The following is a 25963-nucleotide window of genomic DNA, read 5'->3' as shown; positions in this document are numbered from 1 at the left end:
AGAGCGCCAGTGCCCGCTCGACCACCTCGCCCGCGTGCGGCAACTCCGTCACTGCCCTGCCTCCGTCCGCGTGTTGAGAATATTGATGCCGCGCACCAGGATCGACGGGCAGCCGTGGCTGACCGGGGCCGCCTGACCGGGCTGGGCCTTTCCGCAGTTGAACGCGCCGCCGAGCTGCCAGGTGGACCGACCGCCGACCGCTTCCATCGACCCCCAGAAATCGGTGGTCGTCGCCTGGTAGGCGACATCGCGCAACTGCCCGTCGAGTTCGCCGTCACGGATACGGAAGAAGCGCTGTCCGGTGAACTGGAAGTTGTAGCGCTGCATATCGATCGACCACGACCGGTCGCCGACGATGTAGATGCCGTTCTCGACCCGCGAGATCAGCTCCTCGGTGCTGGTGTCCACCTCGAGGTCGGGTTGCAGCGAGACATTGGCCATGCGCTGGATCGGCACGTGATGCGGGGAATCGGCGTACGAGCAACCGTTGGAACGTTCGAGGCCCAGGCGCGGGGCGAAGACCCGGTCGAGTTGGTAGCCGACCAGGGTTCCGTCACGGACCAGATCCCAGCGCTGTCCGGCCACACCCTCGTCGTCGTAGCCGACGCTGGCCAGCCCGTGCCGTTCGGTGCGGTCACCGGTGACGTGCATGATCGGCGTGCCGTACCGCAGGGTCCCGAGTTTGTCCGGGGTGGCGAAGGAAGTGCCCGCGTAGGCGGATTCGTAGCCGATCGCGCGGTCGTACTCGGTGGCGTGCCCGATGGATTCGTGGATGGTGAGCCACAGATTGGTCGGGTCGATCACCAGATCGGTCGGCCCCGGCGTCACACCGGGCGCTTTCACCTTCTCGGCGAGCCAGGCCGGTATCTTCGCGAGTTCGTCGTCCCAATCCCAGACCCCGTCGGCTCCGGTGACGTACTCCCAGCCCCGGCCCGCGGGCGCCGCGAGGGTCCGCATACTCTCGAAAACGCCCGCCGAGGAATCGACGGTGACCGCTTCCAGGGTGGGATGCAGGCGAATCCGCTGCTGGGTGATCGAGGAGCCCGCGGTGTCGGCGTAGTAGGTCTGTTCCTTGACCTGGAGGACCGACGCGGTCACGTGGTCGACGCCGTCGGCGCTGGACAGGCGTTCCGAATAGTCTTGGAGCAGCGCGACCTTCTCCGTCGTCGGCACCGCGAACGGGTCGATGTCGTAGGCCGAGGACCAGCGCGCGTCACGGTAGACCGGTTCGTCGGCGAGTTCGACACGTTCTCTGTTGAGCGCGCGCAACGTCGTCGCGACCGTCACCGCGCGCCGCGCCACCTCGGCGGCGGTCTGCGCGGTCAGCGCCGGATGCGACGCGAAACCCCAGGTGCCGTCGACGATCACGCGGACGGCGAATCCGAGATCGGTCGCGTTCGTGATCGCCTCGACCTCGCCGTCGCGCAGCCGAATCGATTGGGTCACCAGCCGCTGCACACGCAGGTCGGCGTATTCGGCGCCCGCGGATTTCGCCGCGCCGAGCGCGGCGTCGGTCAGCGCGGGCAGTGGTAGCGCGAGGAATTCGGCGTCGATGGCCGCAGTTCCCGACGAATCCTCGGAATTCGCGATGCTCACCCCGGCTACGCTACCGGGTCCGCCCGTGACCGGGTGTCCCGGCGCACAACCCGGCGCAACCGGACGAATTGCCCAGCGGCGCACGATCAACGGCGCGCTGGAAACCCCCTGGTTACCGCGAGGACGGCAGTCGATGTCGTACTGTGCCCGCGTGCCGCCATCTGCCCTGCGCGACCGTAAACGGGAACGTACCCGCCGTGCTCTGCTCGAGGCCGCTGTCGAGCTGTTCGAGAACAGAGGCTACGAGGAGACGACCGTTGCCGATATCGCCGCCACGGCCGATGTCGGCACCCGCACGTTCTTCAATTACTTTGCCAGCAAGGAAGAACTGCTGTTCCCCGAACCGGACGAGCGGGTGCGCGCCGCCGTCGTCGCGATCGGCGGGCGCAGGCCGGGCGAACGTCCGGTCGAGGTGCTGCTGCGCGCGCTACGGGCCGCGGGGGACAATCCCGGTGACCACCTGATCGACGATCTCAACGCGAGGATCGCCGCGGTGCGCGCGCAGGTCTCGCGCACCGTGCCCGCGGTGAGCGGTCGGGCCGCGCACGCCCAACTGCTCGCCCAGCGCGAGATCGGCAGGCAGTTGCACGCCGCGTTCCCCGAGGAATTCGATGAAGTCGGGGCCGCGGCACTGGTGGGCGCGGTGGTCGGCGCGGTCTCCGGGGCGCTGACGGTTCTTTTCCAGCAACCGCATTCGAGCCAGGAGGACGGCGAGCGACTGCATCGCCGGATCCACGAGACCACCTCGCGGGTACTGCAACCGTGGCTGTCCGCGCCCCACCCGACCCGCGCCGAAACCGTCGGCTGAGGGCTCCCGATCAGGCGAATTGCTGCCAGCCCAATCGGATCACCATCCCGATGACCACGACCAGCAGCACCACGCGGACGAATTCGGCGCCCTTGCGCAGTGCCATCCGCGAACCGGCCACGGCCCCGGCGACATTGCCCACCGCCATGGCCGCGCCGAGCGCGAAGAGGATGTGGCCGGTGGCGCCGAAGTAGATCAGCGCGCCCACATTGGATCCGCAGTTGATCACCTTCGCCATCGCGGCCGCCCGGACGAATTCGGTGCCGAGCACGGTCGCGAAGGTGATGATCAGGAAAGTGCCGGTGCCGGGACCGAGCAGGCCGTCGTAGAACCCGATCAGTCCGGCGGCCAGTCCGACGACCAGGATCACCTTGCGCCGCGTCGGCGGGTGCGTCGCCATGGTGACGCCGATCGACGGGCGCAACGTGACGAAGATCGCGACCCCGACCAACACGACCATCACGATCGGGATGAACAACTCGCGGTCGATCAGCGACACCGCCGCCGCCCCGACCCCGGCGGCCACCGCGGAGATCACGGCGGCGGGCAGCAGGATCCGCCACCGCATGGGCACCTTGCGGGCGAAGGTGATCGCGGAGGCCGACGTCCCCGCGACCGCCGCCATCTTGTTGGTGCCCAGCGCCGTCTGCGGCGCGATACCCGGCGCAACCAGGAACAGCGTCGGCAGCACGATCAACCCGCCGCCGCCGACCACCGCGTCGACCCAGCCCGCAGCGGTCGCGGCGACGAGCAGGGTCGTCCAGTCCGCGAAATTCACCCCGTCAGCCAACCAGACGTCCCATGATTCGACGCGGGTGGCATCCGCGGGGGAATCGGGCACGCCGCCGCGGTCGGGGCCCACCGCCGCGCCGCCGCCCTAGGCTGAGGTTCGTGCGTCGGTTCAGTCTGTGGCTTCGCGGCAAGCCGCTCGTAGCGGATTCCATCCTCGCGTTCGGACTGCTGCTGCTGGATCTGACCGGACTAGGCGAAAGCCGGGAGAAGGTCGTCTACCTGGTGATCGGCGGATTGCTGCCGATTCCGGTGGCGTTCCGTCGCGCCTATCCACGGGCCATGTCGGCACTCATGCTGCTGCTCGCGCTGAGTACGTCGGCGGTGAACTATCTGCTCGACGATCACGCGAGTCATCCGGCGCTGCTCGCGCTCGGCATCATGCTCTACACCCTCGTCGCGTACGTGGGCAGGCGCGAAGGGCTGCTGCTGCTGGTCGGCCTCGCGGTCGAGAGCACCGTCTCGGTACTGCTGCTGGATCAACCGGTGCCGTCCACGGTCGCGTTCATCTCGCTGTTCTACGCGCTGTGCTGGACGCTGGCCGAATTCAACGGCGCGCGCCACGCCTACGATTCGGAGGTCGCGGCCCGGCTCGCCGTCGCCGACTACGACCGGGAACGGCGCACGCACGAAGCGGTGGCCATGGAACGCACCAGGATCGCCAGGGAACTGCACGATGTGGTCGCGCACGCGGTGAGCGTGATGATCGTGCAATCCGACGGGGCCCGCTACGCGCTGCGTCGAGATCCCGACGTCGCCGAACAGGCGATGGCCACCGTCGCGGCCACCGGGCGCGAGGCATTGCGTGAATTGCGCCGCACCGTCGCGCTGTTGCGCACCGATCACGCGCCCGACAGCCTGCCCCAGCACGGCACCGCGGGACTGGCCCGATTGGTGGAGATGATGCGCGGCACCGGACTTGCCGTCGACACGGAACTCACGGGCGGACTCGACGGGATCGCGCCGGAAGTCAGCCTCGGCGTGCACCGCATCATCCAGGAATCGCTGACCAACACCCTGCGGCACGCCGGACCGAATCCGAAGGCCTGGGTTCGCGTGCGACGTCGCGACGCCGATGTCCTCGTCGAGGTCACCGACACCGGCGGGATACCGGTGCACGGTCCGCCCGGGCCTCTGATCGAGGGCAGCGGCATGGGCCTGGTCGGTATGCGCGAGCGGATCGCCGTCCTCGGCGGGACGCTGGAGACCGGCCGGATGCCGGACGGGGCCTGGCTGGTGCGCGCCACCATCCCGCTCGATCCCGGCCTGTCCGACTGAGCCGGGTCAGACGACGAGAATCTCCAGGTCGCGCAGGATCTCACTGGCGGTGATCGGGTCAAGGACCTCGAATCTGGTGTCGCCGCACCGGTGCCACCAATGCCGGGGCGGACCGGCCGCGAGTTCGACCGAGGCGATTCCCTGCTCCGGGATCGACAGGGGATCACCGGCATCGATGCCGTCATCGAGCACGATGAGCACCTGGAGGTCGGCGCCGACCGGGCGGAACAGGTAATCCTGGACTCCGCCGTCGGCCGGTGGGCTGCGTCGCCAGCCGGAATCCTCCAGGCGCAGCAGCGCGCTCGTCGCCACCATCCGATCCGCGAAACGCGCCAGCGAGGTGGCCGCCGCTTCCTCGGCCGAGAGCCGGTGCACCGTCCGGTCGAGCTGCGGGAACGGCTGCCTGATCCGGTCGTCGGCGAATCGGGCCGCCCAATACGGAAGCCGCTCGCCCAGATGTAGCGGATGCGCGATGACGACTTTCTCGGTGCGCAAGTCCAACGGCCGGTCGGCGTGGTCGCGCAGTGTGCCGTCGGCCGCGAGATGGAAGGAGTTCGCCGGGTGCGCGTCGTCGTCGAGGACCACCCAGACCAGTTGCCGCGCGATATGACGCAACAGCGGGTGCTCGAGGAACGCCGTGCGATGTTCGGCGGCATACCAGGTGCGTCCGCGCACCATCGCGGCCTCGAGTCGCCGCGCCTGCTGGGCGGCGACCGCTTCGACCTCCCTTTCGAGGTCGGTGAAACGTTCGGCGGTCGGCCGGGCGAGGGTTCCGCGCAACAGTGAGCCGACACCGGGTTTCGGCTGCGCGACGAATCCGACGAGCGAGATGCGGGTGCCGTCCGCGAGTACAAGGGTTCCGTCGGATTCCAGGCCGCAGGTGGGGACCTGGCGGTCGGCCAGTTGATCCGCGCTGAGGCCGATCCGATCGGCGACCGCGGACACCCCGCGCTTGGCCTCCGCGTGCAATTCGTCGGGCGGCAGGATCAGGGTGAGGCGGATCAGCTGGGTGAGCGCGGCCTCGGTGCCGATCGCCGTCAGCACCCGGATAGCGGTGACGGCCCTGCTGTGCCCGGCCGGTCCGTCCCAGGTGACGAGCAGTTCCGCGAGGGTGCGCGCGGTGGTGTCGTCACCGGTTCTCGCCAGGGCCGTCAGCACCCAGTCGTCTGAGGGCGGATAGCCCGCGGCGCGCCACCGCTCGAACAGCGCGATACCGAACGCGGCGCGATCGGCGGGATCGAGTTCGGCGATCAGCGCGTCCACGTAATCGTGTTCGGGTCCGGCGAGCAGGGTGCACAGCCGCATCGCGTCGGCGGGCGCCAGCGCGGGCAGCGCGGTGAGATCCAGCCACGGCCGGAAGTCGAGCGGTCCGTCGACCGGTGCGCCGAGTTGCTCGCCCAACAGCGCCGCGCACGCGACGCCACTGTCGTCGCCGCGGTGGGCCGCGGTCGCGAGCAGTCGGCGCGCCCGCTCGGGAAACGCCGTGACCGCGCCGCGCAGCGCGGTGCGCGCGCGACGGTCGGGCAGCAGGTCGATCAGCAGGTCGAAGGCCTCGTCGGTGGGGAAATCGGCCAGGATCTGGACCGCCCGGTGGTACATGTCGTCGTTGGCCTGCGCGACGCAGGCGGCGATCGACGCGGCGGCGGCGGGCCCGAGATGGGCGGCCACGCTGTAGAGCACGTGCGGGTCGCGGGCGAGCACGGTGTGACCGGCGACAGCGGCGACGCGTTCGGCCTGGGCGGGGGTGGCGACCGCGCTGAACAGGGCGGCCACCGTCCAGTGCCGATCGATGCCGTCTCCCAGTTCCGCGACGGCCTCGTCGACCCACTCGGCTTCGCTCGGCGCGAGATAGGCCAGCAATCGACGCGCGTAAGCGTCGCCGCGCAACGCGGTGAGCACTCCGATGGCGCGCGAATACGAGTCGTCGGGCGCGACGGCGAGGAAGGCGCGCAGCCGCCGTGCCATCGGCCGGGTCGCCGTGGTGGCCGCGTCCGTGTTCATCCGGACGGCCGCACCGGCCAGTCGCGCGCCGATGCCGTCGTCCGTGCCGCCCTCGCCCGCGCTGTCGGGGCGAACCAGCCGGACCCGGCTCACGTGGACGAGCGCCTCGGCCGCGAATTCGAGGCCGTACCACTCCACCAGCAGGTCGGCGACGTCACCGCGATCGGGTGGCGGCAGCATCCGCAGCAGCAGCGCGCTGATCACACCGGAACCGACCGGTTCGCCGATGCCCGATTCCAGTACCGCGAGTCCGCGGGCCGCGATGACGGGATCGGAAGCGGGGTCGGCGAGTACGGCGCGCAGCGCGTCCACCGAGTCGTAGAGCAGTTCGCGAACCCGTTGCGCGGCCGCCGAATCCACCGCGACGCGACACTGTCCGCGTCCGCGCCACGGCTCGGTACGACGCCACCAGCGCGCGGGAACGATCCATGTCCGCTCGTCGGAGCGCAGCCGTGCGAGTGATTTCCTGTCGGACACCTCGTCCCCCCGGGTCTATGTCTGGTCGAACCGAAAAGGATATCGCGCAATACCGACAGGAACGAACTCGCACGGCTCGCGCACGCATCGCCGCCGGAATTCTTTCAGTAACCGCGCGGATTCCGAAATCGGCGCGCACGCAACCGAACCGGATCGCGGCGATGTCGTGAATGGTACGGATCTCGCGGGGTCACGGCGTCGCTCGCAACGCCGTGGGCACGCGCGCGCGGGCAGGTCCTAGATTGGAGAGGTGCCGATCACCGTGCTCGTCGTCGACGACCAGGAACTCATGCGCATGGGTCTGAAGATGGTGCTGGGCGCGCAGCCGGATCTCGAAGTTGTCGGCGAGGCCGAGAACGGCGCGGGCGCGGTCGCGCGCGCCAAGGAGTTGCGGCCGGATGTGGTGCTGATGGATGTGCGTATGCCGGTGGTCGACGGTGTCACCGCGACGGGACGCATCATCGAGGCGGGCGACGGCTGCAAGGTGCTGGTGATGACCACCTTCGATCTCGACGAGCACGCGCTCGGCGCGTTGCGGGCCGGCGCGAGCGGATTCCTGCTCAAGGACACCCCGCCGGAGGATCTGATCTCGGCCATTCGCAGTGTCGCCGCCGGTGACGCGGTCGTCTCGCCCAAGGTCACCAAACGGCTGCTCGACCGGCTCATCGCCGACGATTCCGGCGGTATGCGCGATCCCGGCGTGCTCGAGGTGCTGACCGCGCGCGAACGCGAGGTGCTCGAACATATCGCGGCGGGGCGATCCAATGCCGAGATCGCCCGGCAGCTGTACCTGTCGGAGGCGACCGTGAAGACCCACGTGGGGCGGGTGCTGACGAAGCTGGGGCTGCGCGACCGGGTGCAGGCCGTGGTCCTCGCCTACGAAACCGGTCTGGTCCGCCCCGGCGGCTGACGCGTCGGGGGTCTCAGCGAGCTATCAGGCGCGATCGGGAGAAAAACCGGGCTCTTCGGCGTTGTACCGGGTAGATCCTTCGAAAGGAACGCCGATGCCCGCCCTGATCTTCGCGCTGTACGTCGTCACCGAGATCGCCGCGCTCTTCGCCGTCGGTCATTTCCTGGGCGTCGTGCCCGCGATCCTGCTGCTGATCGCCGTATCGGCCGCGGGCATGCTGCTCCTCGGTTCGCAGGGCCGCCGTGTCATCGAACAGTTCCGCCGTGTCGGTCGCGGCGACCTCGATCCCGGTACCGCTGTCGCGGACGGCGCGCTCGTCGCGGTGGGCGGCGTGCTCATGTTCGTGCCCGGTCTGGTGACCGGACTGATCGGCCTGTTGTTCCTGCTCCCGCCCACCCGCTTCCTCGTGCGTCCCGTCGTCACCGCGGTCGCCGCCCGGCGGATCGGGAAATTCGCCGCGGCCCGGCCGTATCGCGGTGTGGTGATCGACGGCGACGACGTCATCGACGGCACCGTCGTGCAGCAGTGGTACGACGACGGACAGGGCAACGCCCGCCGCGCGGTCGGCCCCGCCTGATCCGGGCGTCCACGCGCACTCCGGCGAGCGGCCCCCTCGAGCGGATGCGGCAGACTGATCCCCCGTGAGTACCCAGTTGCTTCTCGGCGGTCGTCTCTACAGTTCCAGTGCCCCCGACGCGACCGCGATGGCGGTCACCGACGGAATGGTGGTGTGGCTGGGAGCCGAGAAGCCGGGCCGGGCCTTGCACCCGGACGCCGAGATCATCGACGTCGACGGCGCGTTCATCGCGCCCGCCTTCGTCGACCCGCACGTGCACGTGACCGCGCTCGGACTGCATCTGACCGGACTCGACCTGTCCGGCGCCGAATCCCTCGGTGCCTGCCTGGACCTGGTCCGCGCCTACGCGACCGCGCATCCGCGGGGCGCGATCCTCGGCGACGGATGGGACGAGACCCGCTGGCCCGAGGGCAGGCCGCCGACGATCGAGGAGATCGACGCGGCCGCAGGCCCCGGCAGGCAGGCCTATCTGGCTCGCGTGGACGCGCATTCGGCGGTGGCATCGACGGCCCTGCTCGACGCGGTTCCGCAGGTGCGCTCGGCGACCGGATTCACCCGTGGTGAGCCGGTACGGGCCGCCGCCCACCACCTCGTACGCGCGACCGTGCTGGCGGGGCTGGATCGCACGCGCCGCGATCACGCGCGCCGCGCCGCGCTCGACGCGGCGGCGGCACACGGCGTCGCCGCCGTGCACGAATGCGGGGGGCCCGAGATCGCGGGCCGTACCGATCTGCGCGAACTGCTCGAATTCGAGCACGGGGTCGAAGTGCGGGCGTACTGGGGTGAGGCGGTGCGCACCGCCGATCAGGCCCGCGAACTGATCGGTGACCTCGGCGCGCACGGCCTGGCCGGTGACCTCTTCGTCGACGGCTCGCTCGGCTCGCGTACCGCGTGGCTGCGCGAACCCTATGCCGACCATGCCACGTCGGGACTCGGATATCTCGACGCCGACGCGATCGAGGCGCATGTGCGCGCCTGCACCGAAGCGGGTATCCAGGCCGGATTCCATGTCATCGGCGACGGGGCCATGGCCGCGGTCGTCGCGGGATTCGAGCGGGTGGTCGACGCGCTCGGCGGTCCGGCCGTCGCGGCCCGCGGACACCGTCTCGAACACACCGAGATGCTCGACGCCGAGCAGATCGCGAAACTCGCGGCGTGGGGTGTCATCGCCAGCGTGCAGCCCGGATTCGACGCGGCGTGGGGCGGCGGTTCGGGCATGTACGCCGCGCGACTCGGCGCCGAGCGCGCCGCCGCCATGAATCCCTTCGCCGCCATGGCGTCCGCCGGTATCGCCCTCGCCATCGGATCGGACGCCCCGGTCACCGCGCTGAATCCGTGGGCCGCCGTGCGCGCGGCCGTCAACCACCGCACCGCGGGCAACGGCATCTCCCCGCGCGCGGCCTTCTCGGCCGCCACCCGCGGCGCGTGGCGGGCGGGCGGCGTCCGCGACGGACTCGCGGGCACGCTGGTTCCCGGCGCCCCCGCCTCCTACGCGATCTGGGAGGCCGACGAACTCGTGGTCGCCGCGGCCGCCGACAGCGTGCAGCGATGGTCGACCGATCCGCGCTCCCGGGTGCCGGGACTGCCCCCGTTGGACGCGGACGCCCCGCTGCCCCGCTGCCTGCGCACCGTCCATCGCGGAGTCACCATCCATGAAGCCTGATCCCGTCGTCGCGGCCCCGGGGACCGAGGCGGTGTCGCGGTGGCGGTCGGTTCTCGACATCGTCGGCCGGTACCCGGTCCCGGCACGGGCGCTGGCCGCCGTGGTGGCCGGAGTGCTGCTGTTCGGCAGTTTCCCGCCGCGCCCGTACTGGTTCCTCGCCCCGGTCGGCCTCGCCGTGCTGGTTCTCGTGCTGCGCGCGCCCGGCGGGCTGCGCGGCGGGTTCGGATACGGGATGCTGGCCGGACTCGGCTTCTTCCTCCCGCTGCTGCCGTGGACCGGGATCTACGTCGGCCCGGTGCCGTGGCTGGCCCTGTCGACGGTATGCGCGGTCTTCCTCGGCGGTTTCGGGGTGCTCGCCCGTCTGCTCGGCAAGCTGCCGGGGTGGCCGGTATGGCTGGCACTGGCCTGGACCACGGGGGAGTGGGCGCGGTCGAGTTTTCCTTTCGGCGGGTTCCCCTGGGGGCGTGTGGCTTTCGGCCAGGCCGATGGCTGGTATCTGCCGCTGGCGATGATCGGCGGCGCGCCGCTTGTCGGCTTCGCGGTCGCGCTCACCGGTACCGCCGCCGCCGCGCTGGCCGAACGCCTGTGGGCGCTGCGAGCACCGGAGTCCGCCTCGAACGAGGCCGCACCGGTCCGCGCGTCACGGCGCGGAATCGTCACCGCCGCGGTCACTCTCGCGATCCTGCCGCTGGCGGGCCTGCTGCTCCGCTCCGCGCTGCCGGGCCCGCAGGACGGTGAGCGGATGATCACCGTCGCCGCAATCCAGGGCAGCGTGCCCCGGCTCGGCCTCGATTTCAACGCACAGCGACGAGCCGTACTGGACAACCATGTCCGGCGCACCGAGGAACTGGCGCGCGAGGTCGCCGCGGGCCGGGTGAAAAAGCCCGACGTGGTCATCTGGCCGGAGAATTCCTCCGATATCGACCCGTTGCGCAACGCCGACGCCGCGGCGTTGATCACCGCCGCCTCCGAGCGGATCGGCGCGCCCATCCTCGTCGGGGCCGTTCTGGTGAACGCGGACCGCACCACCAGCAATTCGGTCATCGTCTGGAACGGCGCCGCCGGACCGGGTGAGCGTCACGACAAGAAGATCATCCAGCCCTTCGGTGAGTACCTCCCGATGCGCGGATTCTTCCGCCTCTTCTCCGACTACGCCGATCGGGCCGGGTACTTCGTCCCGGGACACGGTGACGGCGTCGTCCACGCGGCCGGGACCGATATCGGTGTCGCGACCTGCTACGAAGTAGCGTTCGACCGCGCCTTCCGCGATTCGATGCGCGCGGGCGCGCAATTACTGACGGTGCCGACCAACAACGCGACCTTCGGCGACAGCGAGATGACCTATCAGCAACTCGCGATGTCGCGGGTGCGCGCGGTCGAACACGGCAGGGCCCTCGTCGTCGCGGCGACGTCCGGGGTCAGCGCGATCATCACCGCCGACGGCGACGTTCGGGCCGAGACGCCGCTGTTCGTACCGTCCGCGCTGGTAGCGGACCTGCCGCTGCGAAACGGAAAGACAATCGCCACGCGAATCGGCCCCGCGCCCGAACTTCTCTCGGTTATCCTGACCAGTGCCGCGGTGGTGTTTGTGCTCTACCGGCGTCGAAGGCGCGCGTGAGCGCCTCGACCGATCCGGGACCGGATGCTTCGTCGATCGGGACGCGATACCCGATCCGCCCTTGATCCGGGGGCGGTAGGGGCTCTTCTCTCCACTGAACCGAACATCTCCACCAACCGAACAATCGTTCTGTTTCGGGCCCGGCCTGTCTGTTTACCGCCGGTTCCGAACGTTCCATGCTGTTCGCCAGTCTGTTGCTGATGTCGCCGAGATCACTATCCAAGATCAGCGCCGGTAACCGTGCTACCGCCGGTGATCACTCGATGAACGGCCGTGGAACCATCCGGTTAGCGGGAATATAGCCAGCGAAAATCGCCGTCCTACACCGGCGTTCGATGCAAAACAAATCAAGCACACCGGCCATCCGCCGGATGTGGTGCTCCGAATCATAGGGCGTGGATCAGGCTCTACGGCTGGCGCATGCGCGCGGGTCGTGGTGGTGCTCGGGGAGTTGCGTCAACTGCGGCAGAACGGAGTGATTGATGAGTTCATTGGCCACCGATCGCGTAGACCAATGCTCTTCCGGCGAATACTCGCCACAGCCATTCGCACTCTCTCCCGCACAGACAGCTCTGTGGTACGCCCAGCGCATCCGTCCGGATGTGCCGCTGACGATCGCCCAGTACGTCGAATTCCGCGGTGACCTCGATATCGGCCGTCTGCTGTACGCCACCGAGCGCTACGGCGCCGAGTCGCAGGCGGGCTATGTCCGGTTGACCGAGATCGACGGCGTCCCGCACCAGTACATCGACCTGAACTGGCGTCCCGGCTGGGGCCGGATGGATCTGCGCGACCAAGAGGATCCCAGAGCCGCCGCCCTGCGGTGGATGCACGAACACGCGGGCTCCCCGATCGACGTCGAACACGACCCGCTCAGCACGAACGTGATCCTGCGGGTCGGCGACGCGGAGTATTTCTGGTACGCGCGTGCCCATCACATCGTCATCGACGGCTACGGCTCCATGACCGCGATGACCAGGGTCGCGGAGATCTACACCTCCCTCGAGGAGCACACCGAGCCCACGGTGTCGCGCGCCACCGATCTCGCCGCGATCTACGCGGGCGAGTCGACCTACCGCGCGTCCAAGCGGTTCGTCACCGACCGCGACTACTGGATGGAACAACTCGCGGGCGTCGGCGCGCCCAAGAGCCTGTCCAGCGTGAACACGTCCGGTTCGGTACCCGCCGCCGCGCGCTGGCTGGCCGGTGACGTGCTCGACGACCGGGCCGACGCCGCCCTCGCCGCGGTCACCGCGGCCAACGGCGCGCACCCGTCGACCGTCTTCGTCGCGGCCCTCGCCTGCTACGTGCGCTCGGTGACCGGCGATTCCGAGGTGGTGCTGAGCCTGCCCGTCTCGGCGCGCACCACCGTCACGCTGCGGCGCTCGGCCGGTGTCGTGTCGAATGTCGTGCCGTTGCGCATCCACTTCGACGACGACACCACGATCGCCGACGTCGTGCGCCGCGCGGAACTCCAGATCACCGGCGCGCTGCGGCATCAGCGCTACCGGCACGACGATATCCGGCGTGACTGCGGCTATTCGCGCGACGCCCGCGGGTTCTTCGGGCCGATGGTCAACATCATGCTGTTCCACAACGAGCTGAAATTCGGCAGTCTCACCGGTTCGCTGCACGTGCTCGCCACCGGCCCCGTCGAAGATCTGTCGATCAATCTGTACAACGGCGAGGGCGGCCGCATCCACATCGACTTCGAGGCCAATCCGGGGCTGTACTCGGAGAACGAGGTCACGGGGCATCAGGAGCGTTTCTTCGATTTCCTCGGCAGATTCCTCGAGTCCGAAGCCGATACTCGGGCCCTTGCGCTCGCCGCCATCACCGAGCCCGAGCGCGCCAGAGTACTACACACCTGGAATTCCACGGATCAGCCCGTTTCACAGGGCACTCTCGCGGGGCTGTTCGCCGAGCGCGTGGCGGACAGCCCCGATTCGGTGGCGGTGGAATACGACGGTGAGACGCTGACCTATCGGGAACTCGATCAGCGCGCCAACCGGCTGGCCCGTCGGCTGATCGTGCGCGGTGCGGGACCGGACCGGACGGTGGCGCTGTGCCTGCGGCGCAGTGTCGAACTCGTCGTCGGCATGTACGCGATCATCAAATCCGGTGCGGCCTATCTGCCGCTCGATCCCGACCATCCGGTCGAGCGGATCGACGGCATCCTCGAGCAGGCGCGACCGGTCTGCGTGCTGACCGCCGCCCGCGACGCGCTCACCCTGCCGCACAGCGCGGCGACGATCGCGCTCGACCTGCTCGACCTGCGCGAGATCGACGCGAGTCCGGTCACCGACGACGACCGCCGCGCGCCCCTGCGCGGTGACGACCTGGCGTATGTCATCTTCACCTCCGGTTCGACCGGAAAGCCCAAGGGCGTCGGGGTGTCCCACGCCGCCATCGTGAACCGGTTGCGCTGGATGCAGCACGAGTATCCGCTCGACGCCACCGACGCGGTATTGCAGAAGACCCCGGCCACATTCGACGTGTCGGTCTGGGAGTTCTTCTGGCCGTTGCAGATCGGCGCCAGGCTGGTGGTCGCCGACCACGACGGTCATCGCGATCCCGCCTACCTGGCCGCGATCATCGCCGAGAAGAACATCACCACGGCGCATTTCGTGCCCTCCATGCTGTCGGTGTTCGTCACCGACGCCGATATCCGCGGCTGCACCGGCCTGCGCCGGGTCTTCTGCAGCGGCGAGGCGCTGCCGTCGGCGACCGTGCGCGGTTTCCACGCGGCGCTGCGCGGTACCGAACTGCACAACCTGTACGGCCCGACCGAGGCCGCGGTCGACGTCACCTACTGGCCATGCCCGCCGAATCCGGACTCCGTGCCCATCGGCTCCCCGGTCTGGAACACCAGGACCTACGTACTGGACGCGCACCTGCAGCCGGTGCCGCCGGGGGCGGTCGGCGAGCTGTACCTGGCGGGTGTGCAGCTGGCACGCGGGTACATCGGTCAGCCGAGGCTCACGGCCGATCGGTTCGTCGCGAACCCGTTCACCCCGGGTGCGCGGATGTATCGCACCGGTGACCTGGCCCGCTGGCAGGTCGGCTCCGATTCCGAGCGCGGAGTACTCGAATACCTGGGCCGCACCGATTTCCAGGTCAAGATCCGCGGTCTGCGCATCGAACTGGGCGAGATCGAATCGGCGCTGCTCGCCGAGCCCGTCGTCGCCCGCGCGGTCTGCGTCGCGCACGCGGGTCGCAAGGGCGACGAACTCGTCGCCTACGTCGTCGCCGCACCGGGGGAATCGGGGCGATCGGAGGAAGCGGGGGGCATCGACACGGCCGCCCTCGTCGTCGCCCTGCGTCAGACCCTGCCCGGATACATGGTGCCGTCGGTGGTGATGGAACTCGACGAACTACCGCTCAGCGCGAACGGCAAGATCGATCGCAAGGCACTGCCCGCGCCCGTGGTGACCGTCCGCTCGCATCCGGTCGCCGAGCAGCCCGCGACCGAGCTGGAACGCTCCCTGGCGGCGATCTTCGCCGAGGTGCTCGATCTGGACGAGGACGCGATCGGCACCGGTGACAGCTTCTTCGACCTCGGCGGCAACTCGCTCGTCGCCGCGCGCGCGGTGTCGCGGATCAACGCGAACCTCGCCACCGGAATCACCATCCGCGACCTTTTCGAGGCCGCGACCATCGCGGGACTGGCCGAACTGCTGGCCACGCATACCTTCGACACGGTCTCGCCGCGCCTCGTCCCGATGAACAGACCCGAGCGGGTGCCGCTGTCCCTGGCCCAGCAGCGGCTCTGGATCCTCAATCGTTTCGCCGAACACGCGGCCGCCTACAACATGCCGCTCGCGGTGCGCCTGGAAGGGCCCGTCGATATCGAGGCCTTGCGCGCCGGCTTGACCGATGTGATCGAACGGCACGAGAGCCTGCGCACCACTTTCCCCGAATCGGCCGACGGCCCCTACCAATTGGTGCACCCGACCGCGGAGATCCCGCTCTCCCTCGAGCCGGTCGGCGCCGAGGGCGCCGACGCCACCGCGCTCGCGACCGAATTCGCCGGATACGGGTTCGATCTGCGCGGACAGGCGCCGATCCGGGTCGCGCTGTGGGCGACGGGTCCGAATCAGTACGTATTCCTCGTGGTGCTGCACCACATCGCGGGCGACGGCTGGTCGATCGCCCCGCTGGCGCGCGACCTGATGGTCGCGGTCGCCGCGCGTGCGCGCGACGCCGCGCCGCGGTGGAGCCCCCTTCCGGTGCAGTACGCCGATTTCGCGCTGTGGCAGCGGGAACTGCTCGGCGACGAAACCGATCCGTCGAGCGCGCTGAGCAGGCAGCTCGCTTTCTGGCGCACCGAACTGGCCGGTCTGCCCGATCAGCTCGATCTGCCGCTCGACCGTCCACGTCCGCTGCGCAGGACGACGGGGGGCGGCACGGTAGGATTCACCATCTCCGCCGAAACACACAGGGCGGCAAATGAACTGGCCGCCGCGCGCGGTGTCAGCATGTTCATGGTGCTGCACGCGGCACTCGTGACCTTGCTGTCGCGGCTGTGCGCGTCGACCGATATCGCGATCGGCACCCCGATCGCCGGTCGCTCCGATCCGGCGCTGGACGAGCTGGTCGGCATGTTCGTCAACACCCTGGTGCTGCGCACCGAGGTCGAGTCGGCCCGTGGCTTCGACCGGATGCTCGACGTGGTCCGCGAAACCGACCTGAACGCCTTCGCCAACGCCGATGTGCCCTTCGACCGGCTGGTCGAGGTCGTCAACCCGGAACGCTCCACCGCGCGGCACCCGCTGTTCCAGGTGATGCTGTCCTACGACCGGACACCGGAGATGCGCGTCGACCTGCCCGGTGTGCGCACCGAGGTACTCGAGCTGGATTCGGCGATCGCCAAATTCGATCTACAGCTCGAAGTGCGCGAGGACGCGACCGACGGCCCGATGCACGCCGAATTCGGCTATGCCACCGATGTTTTCGACGAGGAGACGGTCACCTCCTTCGCGCGTCGATTCGTCGCGGTACTCGATTCGGCGGTCGCGGCGCCGAAGGTTCCGGTGGGCGACATCGATCTCCTCGACCGTCGCGAGCGCGCCAAACTGGTCCCCATCGCCGGTGGTCCCGGTGAGCCGCCGGTCACCCTTGCCCGCATGCTGTCGGAAACAGCCGAGCGCATGCCCGAGCGGGTCGGCGTGCGCTACCAGGGACGCGACACCACCTACGGCGAGTTGGACGCCATGTCCAACCGGCTGGCACGCGTGCTCATCGATCACGGCGCGGGCCCCGAGGTCGTCGTGGCCGTCGCACTGCCGCGCAGCCTCGACTCGATCCTCGCGATCTGGGCGGTGGCGAAGACGGGAGCGGCCTACGTCCCGATCGACCCGAGCTATCCCGCCGAACGGATCGGCCACATGATCGCCGATTCCGGCGCCATGCTCGGCCTGACCGTCGCCGATTCGCTGATGGCCATGCCCGCCTTCCCCGACACCCACGGCAAGCATCGCAACACCTCACTGGACTGGCTGGTGCTCGGCTCGAACGCGCTGGCGGGCGAACTGGCCGAATACACGACGGCGCCGGTCACCGACGCCGAGCGGCACTACCCGCTGCGCATCGGCCATCCCGCCTATCTCATCTACACCTCGGGGTCGACCGGCAAGCCCAAGGCCGTCGTGGTGACCCACGGGGGTATCGCCTCGCTCGCGCGGGAGCAGATGTACCTGTTCGGCGTCACGGAATCGGCACGCACACTGCACTTCTCGTCGCCGAGCTTCGACGCCTCGGTGCTGGAGATGCTGCTCGGCTTCGCGGCGGGCGCCACCATGGTGGTCGTCCCTTCGGGTATCTACGGCGGTTCCGAACTCGCGGATGTGCTGCGCCGCGAGCGGATCACCCACGCGTTCATCACCCCCGCCGCACTCAACACGGTGCCCGACGACGATCTCGACGATCTCCAGGTCGTCATCGTCGGCGGCGAGGCGTGCTCGGCCGAGCTGGTGCAGACCTGGTCGGCGCGCCACCGCATCCACAATATGTACGGCCCGTCCGAGGCCACGGTCGCCGCGACCGCGTCGCGGGCGATGGTGCCCGGCCTGCCGGTGCCCCTCGGCCTCCCTGTGCGCGGCATGCGACTGTTCGTGCTCGACGCGAGGCTGCGTCCGGTGCCGCCGGGCACACCCGGCGAGCTCTACCTGTCCGGGCCCGGCCTGGCGCGCGGCTATCTGGGACGCAACGGACTTACCGCACAACGCTTTCCGGCGAATCCCCTCGGACGGCGCGGCGAACGGATGTACCGCACCGGCGACCTGGTGGTGATCGATCACACCGGGCATCTGCGCTTCCTCGGCCGAGCCGACGATCAGGTCAAGATCCGGGGTTTCCGGATCGAACTCAGCGAGATCGACCATGTGCTGCGCGCGCATCCGGGGGTGCAGTTCGCGCTCACCGTCGTGCACACCGACGAGCACGGCCAGCCCCGCCTCGCGGCCTACGTCACCGCGGACGAGGGCGTCGACGCGATCGCCGTCGCCGATACCGCGCGTCAGCGGCTGCCCGGCTACATGGTGCCCGGGTCGATCACCGTGCTGGACGACATGCCGGTCACGCCCGCGGGCAAACTCGACCGCAAGGCGTTGCCGGAGCCGGTCTTCGTCGCGATCGGCAGCTCGCGGGCACCGGAATCGGCCGCGGAGTTCCGGGTCGCCACCGTCTTCGGCGAGGTGCTCGGCAGGCCGGTCGAGGGCGCGGAGGACAGTTTCTTCGATGTCGGCGGCAACTCGCTGCTGGCCACCCGCCTCGCCGCCGCGCTGCACACCGAATTCGGCGTCGATCTGCCGGTGCGGGAGATCTTCGAGGAGCCGACCGTGGCCGGGGTGGCCAGGCGGATAACGGAAGCGCCCCGGACGCAAAGGATGGCGCTGGCGGTACACACCCCGCGCCCGGGACGCCTTCCACTGTCGCTGCCGCAGCAGCGCCTGTGGTTCCTCAATCGATTCTCACCCGAATCGAGCGCCTACAACATCGCTTTCGTGATTCGCGTCGATGGCGAACTCGATATCGACGCGCTCGGCGCCGCGCTGACCGATGTGGTCGACCGGCACGAGGTGCTGCGGACGATGTTCCCGGAGGACACCGAGGGCCCCCAGCAGGTCGTGCTCCCGATCTCCGAGGCCGCTCCCGTCCTGCACCCGATCACGACCGACGACGAGGGCGCGCGGCGGGCGCTGCACACCATGGCGCGCAGCGGATTCGACCTCACCCGCTCGACACCGGTGCGTATCTCGTTGCTGCGTACCGCATCCGACCGCCACCTGCTCGGCATCGTGATCCACCACATCGCCGCCGACGGCTGGTCGCTCGGTCCACTGACCCGCGACCTCGCGGTCGCCTACGCGGCGCGGCAGGATGGCGCCGCGCCGGTCTGGGCGCCGCTCCCCGTGCAATACGCCGACTTCGGGCTGTGGCAGCGGGCCTGCCTGGGCGACGAATCGGATCCGGCGAGTGTCGCGGGCACGCAGCTGGAATTCTGGCGCACCGCCCTCGCCGACGCCCCGGAGGAACTGCCGCTGCCCTACGACCGCCCGCGCCCGGCGCAACCGACGCACGCGGCGGGTTCGGTACGGCTGTCGGTCCCGGAGTCGGTGCGGCACGGCCTGACCCGGCTGGCCGCCGAACAGGGCGTCAGCATGTTCATGGTCCTGCGTTCGACACTGGCGGTCCTGCTGCGTGTCGTCACCGGAGGCCGCGATGTCGTGATCGGCACGCCGGTCGCCGGCCGCACCGACACCAAACTCGACGAGTTGGTCGGCATGTTCGTCAACACGCTGGTGCTGCGCTCCGACGTCGATCCCGACAGTTCCTTCGCGGCGCTGTTGAAGACCGATCGCGACACCGAACTCGCGGCCCTGGCCCACGCGGACCTCCCCTTCGAACGGGTCGTCGACGAATTGGGCAAGCAGGCGGGCACGGGTAGCCGTCCGCCGCTGTTCCAGGTGGCGCTCACCGTGGACGACAACCCGGTGCCGTCGCTGCGCCTGCCGGGTCTGGCACTGCGCGCCGAGGAACTCGATATCGCGCTGGCCAAATTCGATCTCGAACTGCGTGTCACGAGCACCGGTGACGCGGCCGACCACGCGCTGGGATTCGAATTCCTCTACGCGGCCGAACTTTTCGACAGCGCCACGATCGAGATACTGGGCGATCGGTTCCTGCGGGTGCTGTCGGCGGTCACCGGTAATCCGCGGGTGCTCGTGCGCGATATCGACGCCAGGACCGAGCAGGAACGACGAACGCTCGCACCGGCTTCGGGTGGCCCGATCGTGGCCCCGCGCACACTCGCCGCCTACTTCACCGGAACCGCGCAGCGGTATCCGCAGCGCACCGCGGTCGTCTACGCGTCCACCGACGGCGAGGCGCTGACCTACTCGGAACTGGACCGCCGCTCGAACAGCATGGCGCGGGCGTTGATCGCGCGTGGCCTCGGCGCGGGCGATCGGGTGGCGCTCGGCCTGACCCGTTCCATCGAATCCGTCGTCACGATGCTGGCCGTCACCAAATCCGGCGCGGCGTTCGTCCCGGTCGACCCGAAGTACCCGGCCGACCGGATCAGGCACATGCTGTCCGATTCCGGCTGCCTGGTCGGCCTCACCGATTCGACCTACGCCGACACCTTGCGCGCCGCCGGGCACGAACCGGGGACGACGGGTCCGGTCACCGACTGGCTGTTGCTCGACGAGCCGGGATTCGCGGCCGAACTCGCGGCCCGTGACGGAAGCGCCATCGAGGACGGCGAGCGTCTGCGCCCGGCCAGGATCGCCGATCTCGCGTACCTGGTCTACACCTCGGGTTCCACCGGGAAGCCCAAGGGCGTCGCGGTCACCCACGCCGGGTTGTCCAACCTCGCGGACGAATTCAGCGAACGTCTGGACGCGGGACCGTTCGCGCGCACCCTGCACTTCTCGTCGCCGAGTTTCGACGCGGCGATCCTGGACCTGTTGCTCGCGCTCGGCGCGGGCGCCGCGATGGTGATCTGCCCGCCGGATATCTTCGGCGGCGACGAACTGGCCGAACTGCTCGAAGGCGAGCGGATCACCCATACGTTCATGACACCCGCCGCGCTGGCCACCATCGACCGCGATCGCTGGGAACTGCCGCATCTGCGCTCACTGCTCATCGGCGGCGAAGCGTGCAGCCCCGATCTGGTGGCCCGGTGGGCGCCGGGCCGCAACCTCTTCAACGGGTACGGGCCGACCGAGACCACGGTCGTCGTCACCATGGCGCAGGTCGACGTCGGCCTCCCGATCACCATCGGTTCGCTGGTGCGCGGCTCGCACGCGGTGATCCTGGACGAGCGGATGCGCCCGGTGCCCGTGGGCGTCCCGGGTGATCTGTACCTGGGCGGACTCGGTGTGTCACGCGGCTACTTCGAGCGTCCGGCGCTGACCGCGGGCCGTTTCGTGGCCGACCCATACGGGCCTGTCGGCTCGCGGATGTACCGCACCGGCGACGTCGTGCGCTGGGACGCGGCGGGGGAGATCGTCTACCTCGGCCGCAGCGACCACCAGGTGAAGATGCGCGGTTTCCGCATCGAACTCGGCGAGATCACCTCCGCGCTGAGCGGACACCCTTCGGTCCGGTTCGCGCATACCGAGGTCCGCCGTATCAACGACGCGGACCGGATCGTGTCCTTCGTCCACCCGACCGACGAAGCGGCCGGGATCGACACCGACGCGGTGCGCGCGCATGTCGCCGGACTGCTTCCGGCCCACATGGTTCCGGCCGCGATCACGCTGCTCGACCGGATCCCGCTGACCCCGACCGGAAAGCTGGATATCGCGGCCCTGCCCGAGCCGACCTTCGGCGCCGCGCGGACGGCTCGTGAACCCGCGACCGAGGCCGAGCGACTCGTCGCCCGCATCATGGGCGAACTGGTTGGCGCGGAAACCGTCAACGCCGACGACAGCTTCTTCGAGATCGGTGGAAACTCGCTGCTGGCAACGCAATTCGTGGCCAGGCTGGCGGCGGCCACCGATACCAGGATCGAGGTGCGCACGGTCTTCACCTCGCCCACCGTCGCCGAGATCGCCGCGCTGCTCGATCCGTCGACGACGGTGTCGGTGGACGACGAGCAGCGGGAGACCCGTCGCGACGATCGTCCGGCCCTGGTACGCCGGGTACGCCCGGAGCGCATCCCGCTGTCGGCGGCGCAGCAGCGACTGTGGTTCCTCAACCGCTTCAACGACGGGGCCGATTCCGATCGCGCCGCGGGCGCGTACAACATCCCGGTCGTGCTGCGGCTGCGCGGCGCGCTCGAGACGCGGGCGCTGGTCGAGGCCCTGCACGCGGTGCAGCGCAAACACGAGACGCTGCGCACGGTGTTCCCGGAGATCGCGGGCGCGCCCGTGCAGCAGGTACTCGATCCGGTCGACGCGGCGATCACGCTGTCGCGCGTCACGGTGACGGCCGACCGGGTCGCCGACGAGGTGCGTCGCGTCGCCTCGCCCGGATTCGATCTCGCCGACACGGTGCCGGTGCGAGCCGCGCTGATCACCGTCTCCGAAGACGCCTATGTCGACGCCGGTGTGGGGTACGAGCACGTGCTCGTACTCGTCGTGCATCACATCGCGATGGACGGCTGGTCGCTGGAACCCCTCGCCGCCGATTTCGTCGAGGCGTACAGCACGATCGTCAGCGGCGCGGAACCCGCGTGGCTCGCGCCGGAGGTCCAGTACGCCGACTACACGCTGTGGCAGCGCGACGTACTCGGCACCGAGGACGATCCCGATTCGGTGATCAGCAAGCAGCTCGCCTACTGGCGTGACACCCTGGCCGAGAATCCGGAACTGCTGAGCGTGCCCGCGGACCGGTCGCGTCCGCCGGTGCCCTCCTACCGTGGCGGCATCGTGGAATGCCCGATCGACGCCTACACCCACCGGGAACTGCACACGGTCGCCAATGCCAACGGCGTCAGCATGTTCATGGTGCTGCACACCGCGCTGGCGGTGCTGTTGCACCGGATGACCGGGGTGGACGACATCACCGTCGGCACTCCGATCGCGGGGCGCGGACATCCCGCGCTCGACCGGATGATCGGCATGTTCGTCAACACGCTCGTACTGCGCACCCGGGTCCGCCCCGACGCGCCCTTCACCGAGTTGCTCCGGGCCGTGCGCGATATCGATCTCGACGCGTTCGCCCACGCCGACCTCCCGTTCGAGCGCATGGTCGAGGTGCTCAACCCCGCGCGGTCGCGTTCGCACCATCCGCTGTTCCAGGTGATGCTCTCGGTGCAGAACCAGCCGGTCGGCGCGGTCGAACTGCCGGGTCTGCGCATCGAGGCGGGCGATGTCGACACCGGGATCGCCAAATTCGATCTGCAGTTCACGCTGACCGAATCGCACAGTTTCACAGAGGGGCAGCGGCAGCCCGACGGTATCAACCTGTCGGTGAACTACGCCGCCGATCTGTTCGACGCCGCGACGGCGCACCGACTTGCCAAGCGGCTGGCCCGCCTGCTGAGCGCGGTGGCGGCCGGTCCGGCCACGCCGGTCGGCGATCTGGAATTGCTCGATCCGGCCGAATGGTCGGGACTGGCCCCGGTCAGCGGCGCCGAGGCGGAACGTCCGCTCACCCTGCCCGCGGTCTTCGCGGCCGCGGCCGCGGTCGATCGCGACGCCGTGGCACTGCGTTCCCACGGCACCAGGATCAGCTACGACGCACTCGACCGCTGGACCAACCGGCTCGCCCGCGTGCTGATCGGCTACGGCGTCGGTCCGGAAACCCTGGTGGCGCTCGGCATTCCGCGCTCGGTGGAGTCGGTGGCCTCGGTACTCGCGGTCGCCAAGGCGGGCGCGGCGTTCGTCCCGGTCGATCCGCTGTATCCGGCCAACCGGATCAGTCACATGCTGTCGGATTCCGGTGCGGCGCTGGGCATCACCCTCGCCGACTACCGTGACGAACTGCCTTCCGAGGACGCCGAGTGGATCGTGCTCGACGACGACGATTTCCGCGCCGCGGTGATGGCCGCGTCCGACGCACCGATCACGCAGGCGGACCGGATCACCGAGTTGCGGGTCGACAATCCCGCCTACGTGATCTACACCTCCGGCTCGACCGGCACCCCGAAGGGCGTCGTCGTCACCCACGGCGGGCTCTCGAATTTCGCCGCGGAGACCGCGCAGCGTTTCGACGTCCGGCCCGGTTCGCGTGTTCTGCACTTCGCGACGCCGAGTTTCGACGCCGCCATGCTCGATCTGCTGCTGGCACTGGGCGGTGCGGCCACCCTGGCGATCACTCCGCCCGGTGTGGTCGGCGGCGCCGATCTCGCTCGCGTCTTCATCGAGGAGCGCATCACCCACGCCTTCATCACCACCTCGGCGCTCGGCACCGTCGACCCGGCCGGTGTTACGGAACTGGCGCACGTGCTGGTCGGCGGCGAGGCGCTGCCGCCGGATCTGGTGACCCGCTGGGCGCCGGGACGCAACCTCTACAACGTGTACGGCCCGACCGAGACCACGATCGTCACGGTGATCGGTCAGCCGCAGGTGCCCGGTGGCCCGATCACCATCGGCGGCCCGATCCGCGGCGTCGGCGCCACCATCCTCGACGCGCGCATGCACCCGGCCCCGGTCGGCGTGACCGGCGAACTGCATCTGGCGGGTAACGCCCTCGCCCGCGGCTATCTCAACCGGCCCGGTCTGACCGCACAGCGGTTCATCGCCAACCCGTTCGGCAAGCCGGGTGAGCGGATGTACCGCACCGGTGACCTGGTGCGCTGGTTCGCCGGTGCGCGACAGGCGCCGATGACCCGCGATCTCGGGCGCGACGCCGAGGAGGAACGCGCGACACCTCGGGCACGCGAGATCGAGTACGTCGGGCGTACCGACCATCAGGTGAAGATCCGGGGCTTCCGGATCGAACTCGGCGAGATCGACACGGCGCTTTCTCGTCACGATGCTGTTGAATTCTCGACCACCGTCGGCCATCGCACACCCGCCGGTGTCACCGCGCTGGTGGCGTACGTGAAACTTCGTCGCGGCAGCGGGGTCGCGGTCGCCGAACTCGTGTCGCACGTGTCGGCGCTGGTGCCGAATTACATGGTGCCGCAGTCGATCATGCTGCTGGACGAGGTGCCGCTCAGTCCGGTCGGCAAACTCGATCGAAAGGCGTTGCCCGAACCCGTCTTCAGCGCGACCGGCGGTTACCGGGCACCGAGCACGGCGACCGAAGCGGTGTTGTGCGCGGCGTTCGCCGAGGCGCTCGGCGCGGAGACCGTCGGCGTCGACGACGGCTTCTTCGAACTCGGCGGCAACTCCCTGCTCGCCACCAAGGTGGTGTCGTCGGTGCGCGAGGCCGGAATCGAACTGTCGGTGCAGATGATGTTCGGCGAGGCCACCCCGGCCGCGATCGCCGCGAGGATCGACGGCGACGTCGATCCGGCCGTGGCCATGGCGGCGGCCCTGGCGCCGATGCTGCCGATCCGGCCTACCACCGGGTCGTCCCGTGCGCCGCTGTTCTGCGTGCACCCCGCGATCGGGTTGTCGTGGTGCTACTCGGGTCTGCTCGCCCATCTCACCCCGGACCGCCCGGTGTACGGATTGCAGTCGCCGCACGTGGCGGGAGAACAGGGGTTCGGGTCGATCGTCGAAGCCGCCCGACGTTACGTGGACAGGATCAAGACGATCCAGCCGTCCGGCCCCTACCACCTGCTCGGCTGGTCACTCGGCGGTCTGATCGCCCACGAGGTGGCGGTGCAGTTGCAGCAGGCCGGTGACGAGGTGGCGCTGCTGTCGATGATGGACAGCTACCAGCTCTCCGACGAACTGCTCGAACACGCGATCCCCGGCGTCGCCGAAATCGTCGCCGAATTCGGTAGCGACCTGCTCGACGGCGGCGAACTCGATCCGGGAATGGATCTGCGCGCGGCGGCGGATCTGCTCCGCTCACGGCCGGGCCCGTTCGCGGCGCTCACCGTCGACCACTTGGAAAGGCTGTACGAGGGATACGCCAACGGCACGGTGCTCGCGCACGGTTTCCGGCCGCGCACCTTCGTCGGCGACCTCGTCTTCTTCAGCGCGGCGGACGACGAGATCAATCGGGCCGATCCGGCCCGCCGGGCGACGGCGTGGGAGTCCTTCGTCACCGGGACCGTCCACGATCACCCGCTCCCGTGCCGCCACGCGGCAATGACGACCCCCGAATCGCTCGCTGTCATCGGTCCGGTGCTGCACCGGCATCTGGACGGCGCCGCCGGAACCGCAAAGGACAGGTGA

General features: G+C 69.5%; 10 protein-coding genes. 7 read left to right on the top strand and 3 right to left on the bottom strand.

The window, feature by feature from the left end; translation table 11 throughout:
* Window positions 1–48 precede the first annotated feature (48 nt).
* On the bottom strand, window positions 49–1596 hold the full coding sequence (locus OG225_RS20315; protein ID WP_405183108.1) for a TldD/PmbA family protein: 1548 nt from the start codon (window positions 1594–1596) through the stop codon (window positions 49–51).
* A gap of 151 nt (window positions 1597–1747) precedes the next feature.
* Here OG225_RS20315 and OG225_RS20310 point away from each other — a divergent pair, with 151 nt between their 5' ends.
* Window positions 1748–2404 carry a helix-turn-helix domain-containing protein gene (locus OG225_RS20310; RefSeq protein ID WP_308165275.1) on the top strand — a complete coding sequence of 219 codons (657 nt, stop codon included), beginning with the start codon at window positions 1748–1750 and terminating at the stop codon, window positions 2402–2404.
* A 10-nt stretch (window positions 2405–2414) separates the two neighbouring features.
* On the opposite strand, the gene OG225_RS20305 is transcribed toward OG225_RS20310, so the two are convergent.
* Window positions 2415–3182 carry a sulfite exporter TauE/SafE family protein gene (locus OG225_RS20305; protein ID WP_405183307.1) on the bottom strand — a complete coding sequence of 256 codons (768 nt, stop codon included), beginning with the start codon at window positions 3180–3182 and terminating at the stop codon, window positions 2415–2417.
* A 113-nt stretch (window positions 3183–3295) separates the two neighbouring features.
* Here OG225_RS20305 and OG225_RS20300 point away from each other — a divergent pair, with 113 nt between their 5' ends.
* A complete protein-coding gene (locus OG225_RS20300; protein ID WP_405183107.1) occupies window positions 3296–4471 on the top strand; it encodes a sensor histidine kinase in 1176 nt (391 codons plus the stop codon).
* A gap of 6 nt (window positions 4472–4477) precedes the next feature.
* Here the strand turns inward: OG225_RS20300 and OG225_RS20295 are convergent, their stop codons facing one another.
* Window positions 4478–6949 (bottom strand): DUF4132 domain-containing protein, encoded by a 2472-nt coding sequence (locus OG225_RS20295; RefSeq protein ID WP_405183106.1) that lies wholly within the window; start codon window positions 6947–6949, stop codon window positions 4478–4480.
* A 250-nt stretch (window positions 6950–7199) separates the two neighbouring features.
* On the opposite strand from OG225_RS20295, the gene OG225_RS20290 reads away from it, so the two are divergent.
* From OG225_RS20290 to OG225_RS20270, 5 genes are all read left to right on the top strand, one after another.
* Complete coding sequence (locus OG225_RS20290) at window positions 7200–7859, top strand: response regulator (RefSeq protein ID WP_405183105.1); 660 nt, start codon at window positions 7200–7202, stop codon at window positions 7857–7859.
* A gap of 94 nt (window positions 7860–7953) precedes the next feature.
* Complete coding sequence (locus OG225_RS20285; RefSeq protein WP_355084237.1) at window positions 7954–8436, top strand: FxsA family protein; 483 nt, start codon at window positions 7954–7956, stop codon at window positions 8434–8436.
* Between the two features lie 64 nt (window positions 8437–8500).
* Entirely contained in the window at window positions 8501–10099 is a 1599-nt protein-coding gene (locus OG225_RS20280) for an amidohydrolase (RefSeq protein ID WP_405183104.1), read from the top strand.
* Window positions 10089–11717: an apolipoprotein N-acyltransferase gene (gene lnt / locus OG225_RS20275; RefSeq protein WP_405183103.1), complete on the top strand. Its 1629-nt coding sequence runs from the start codon at window positions 10089–10091 to the stop codon at window positions 11715–11717. The genes OG225_RS20280 and lnt overlap by 11 nt, the downstream gene beginning before the upstream one ends.
* Before the next feature lie 482 nt (window positions 11718–12199).
* Window positions 12200–25963, top strand: a complete 13764-nt coding sequence (locus tag OG225_RS20270) for an amino acid adenylation domain-containing protein (protein ID WP_405183102.1) — start codon at window positions 12200–12202, stop codon at window positions 25961–25963.

The sequence above is a fragment of the Nocardia sp. NBC_01377 genome (genome assembly GCF_045040005.1).
Lineage (GTDB): Bacteria > Actinomycetota > Actinomycetes > Mycobacteriales > Mycobacteriaceae > Nocardia > Nocardia noduli.
Note: the sequence above shows the minus strand (reverse complement) of the source record. Positions and strands in the feature narration are given on the sequence as shown.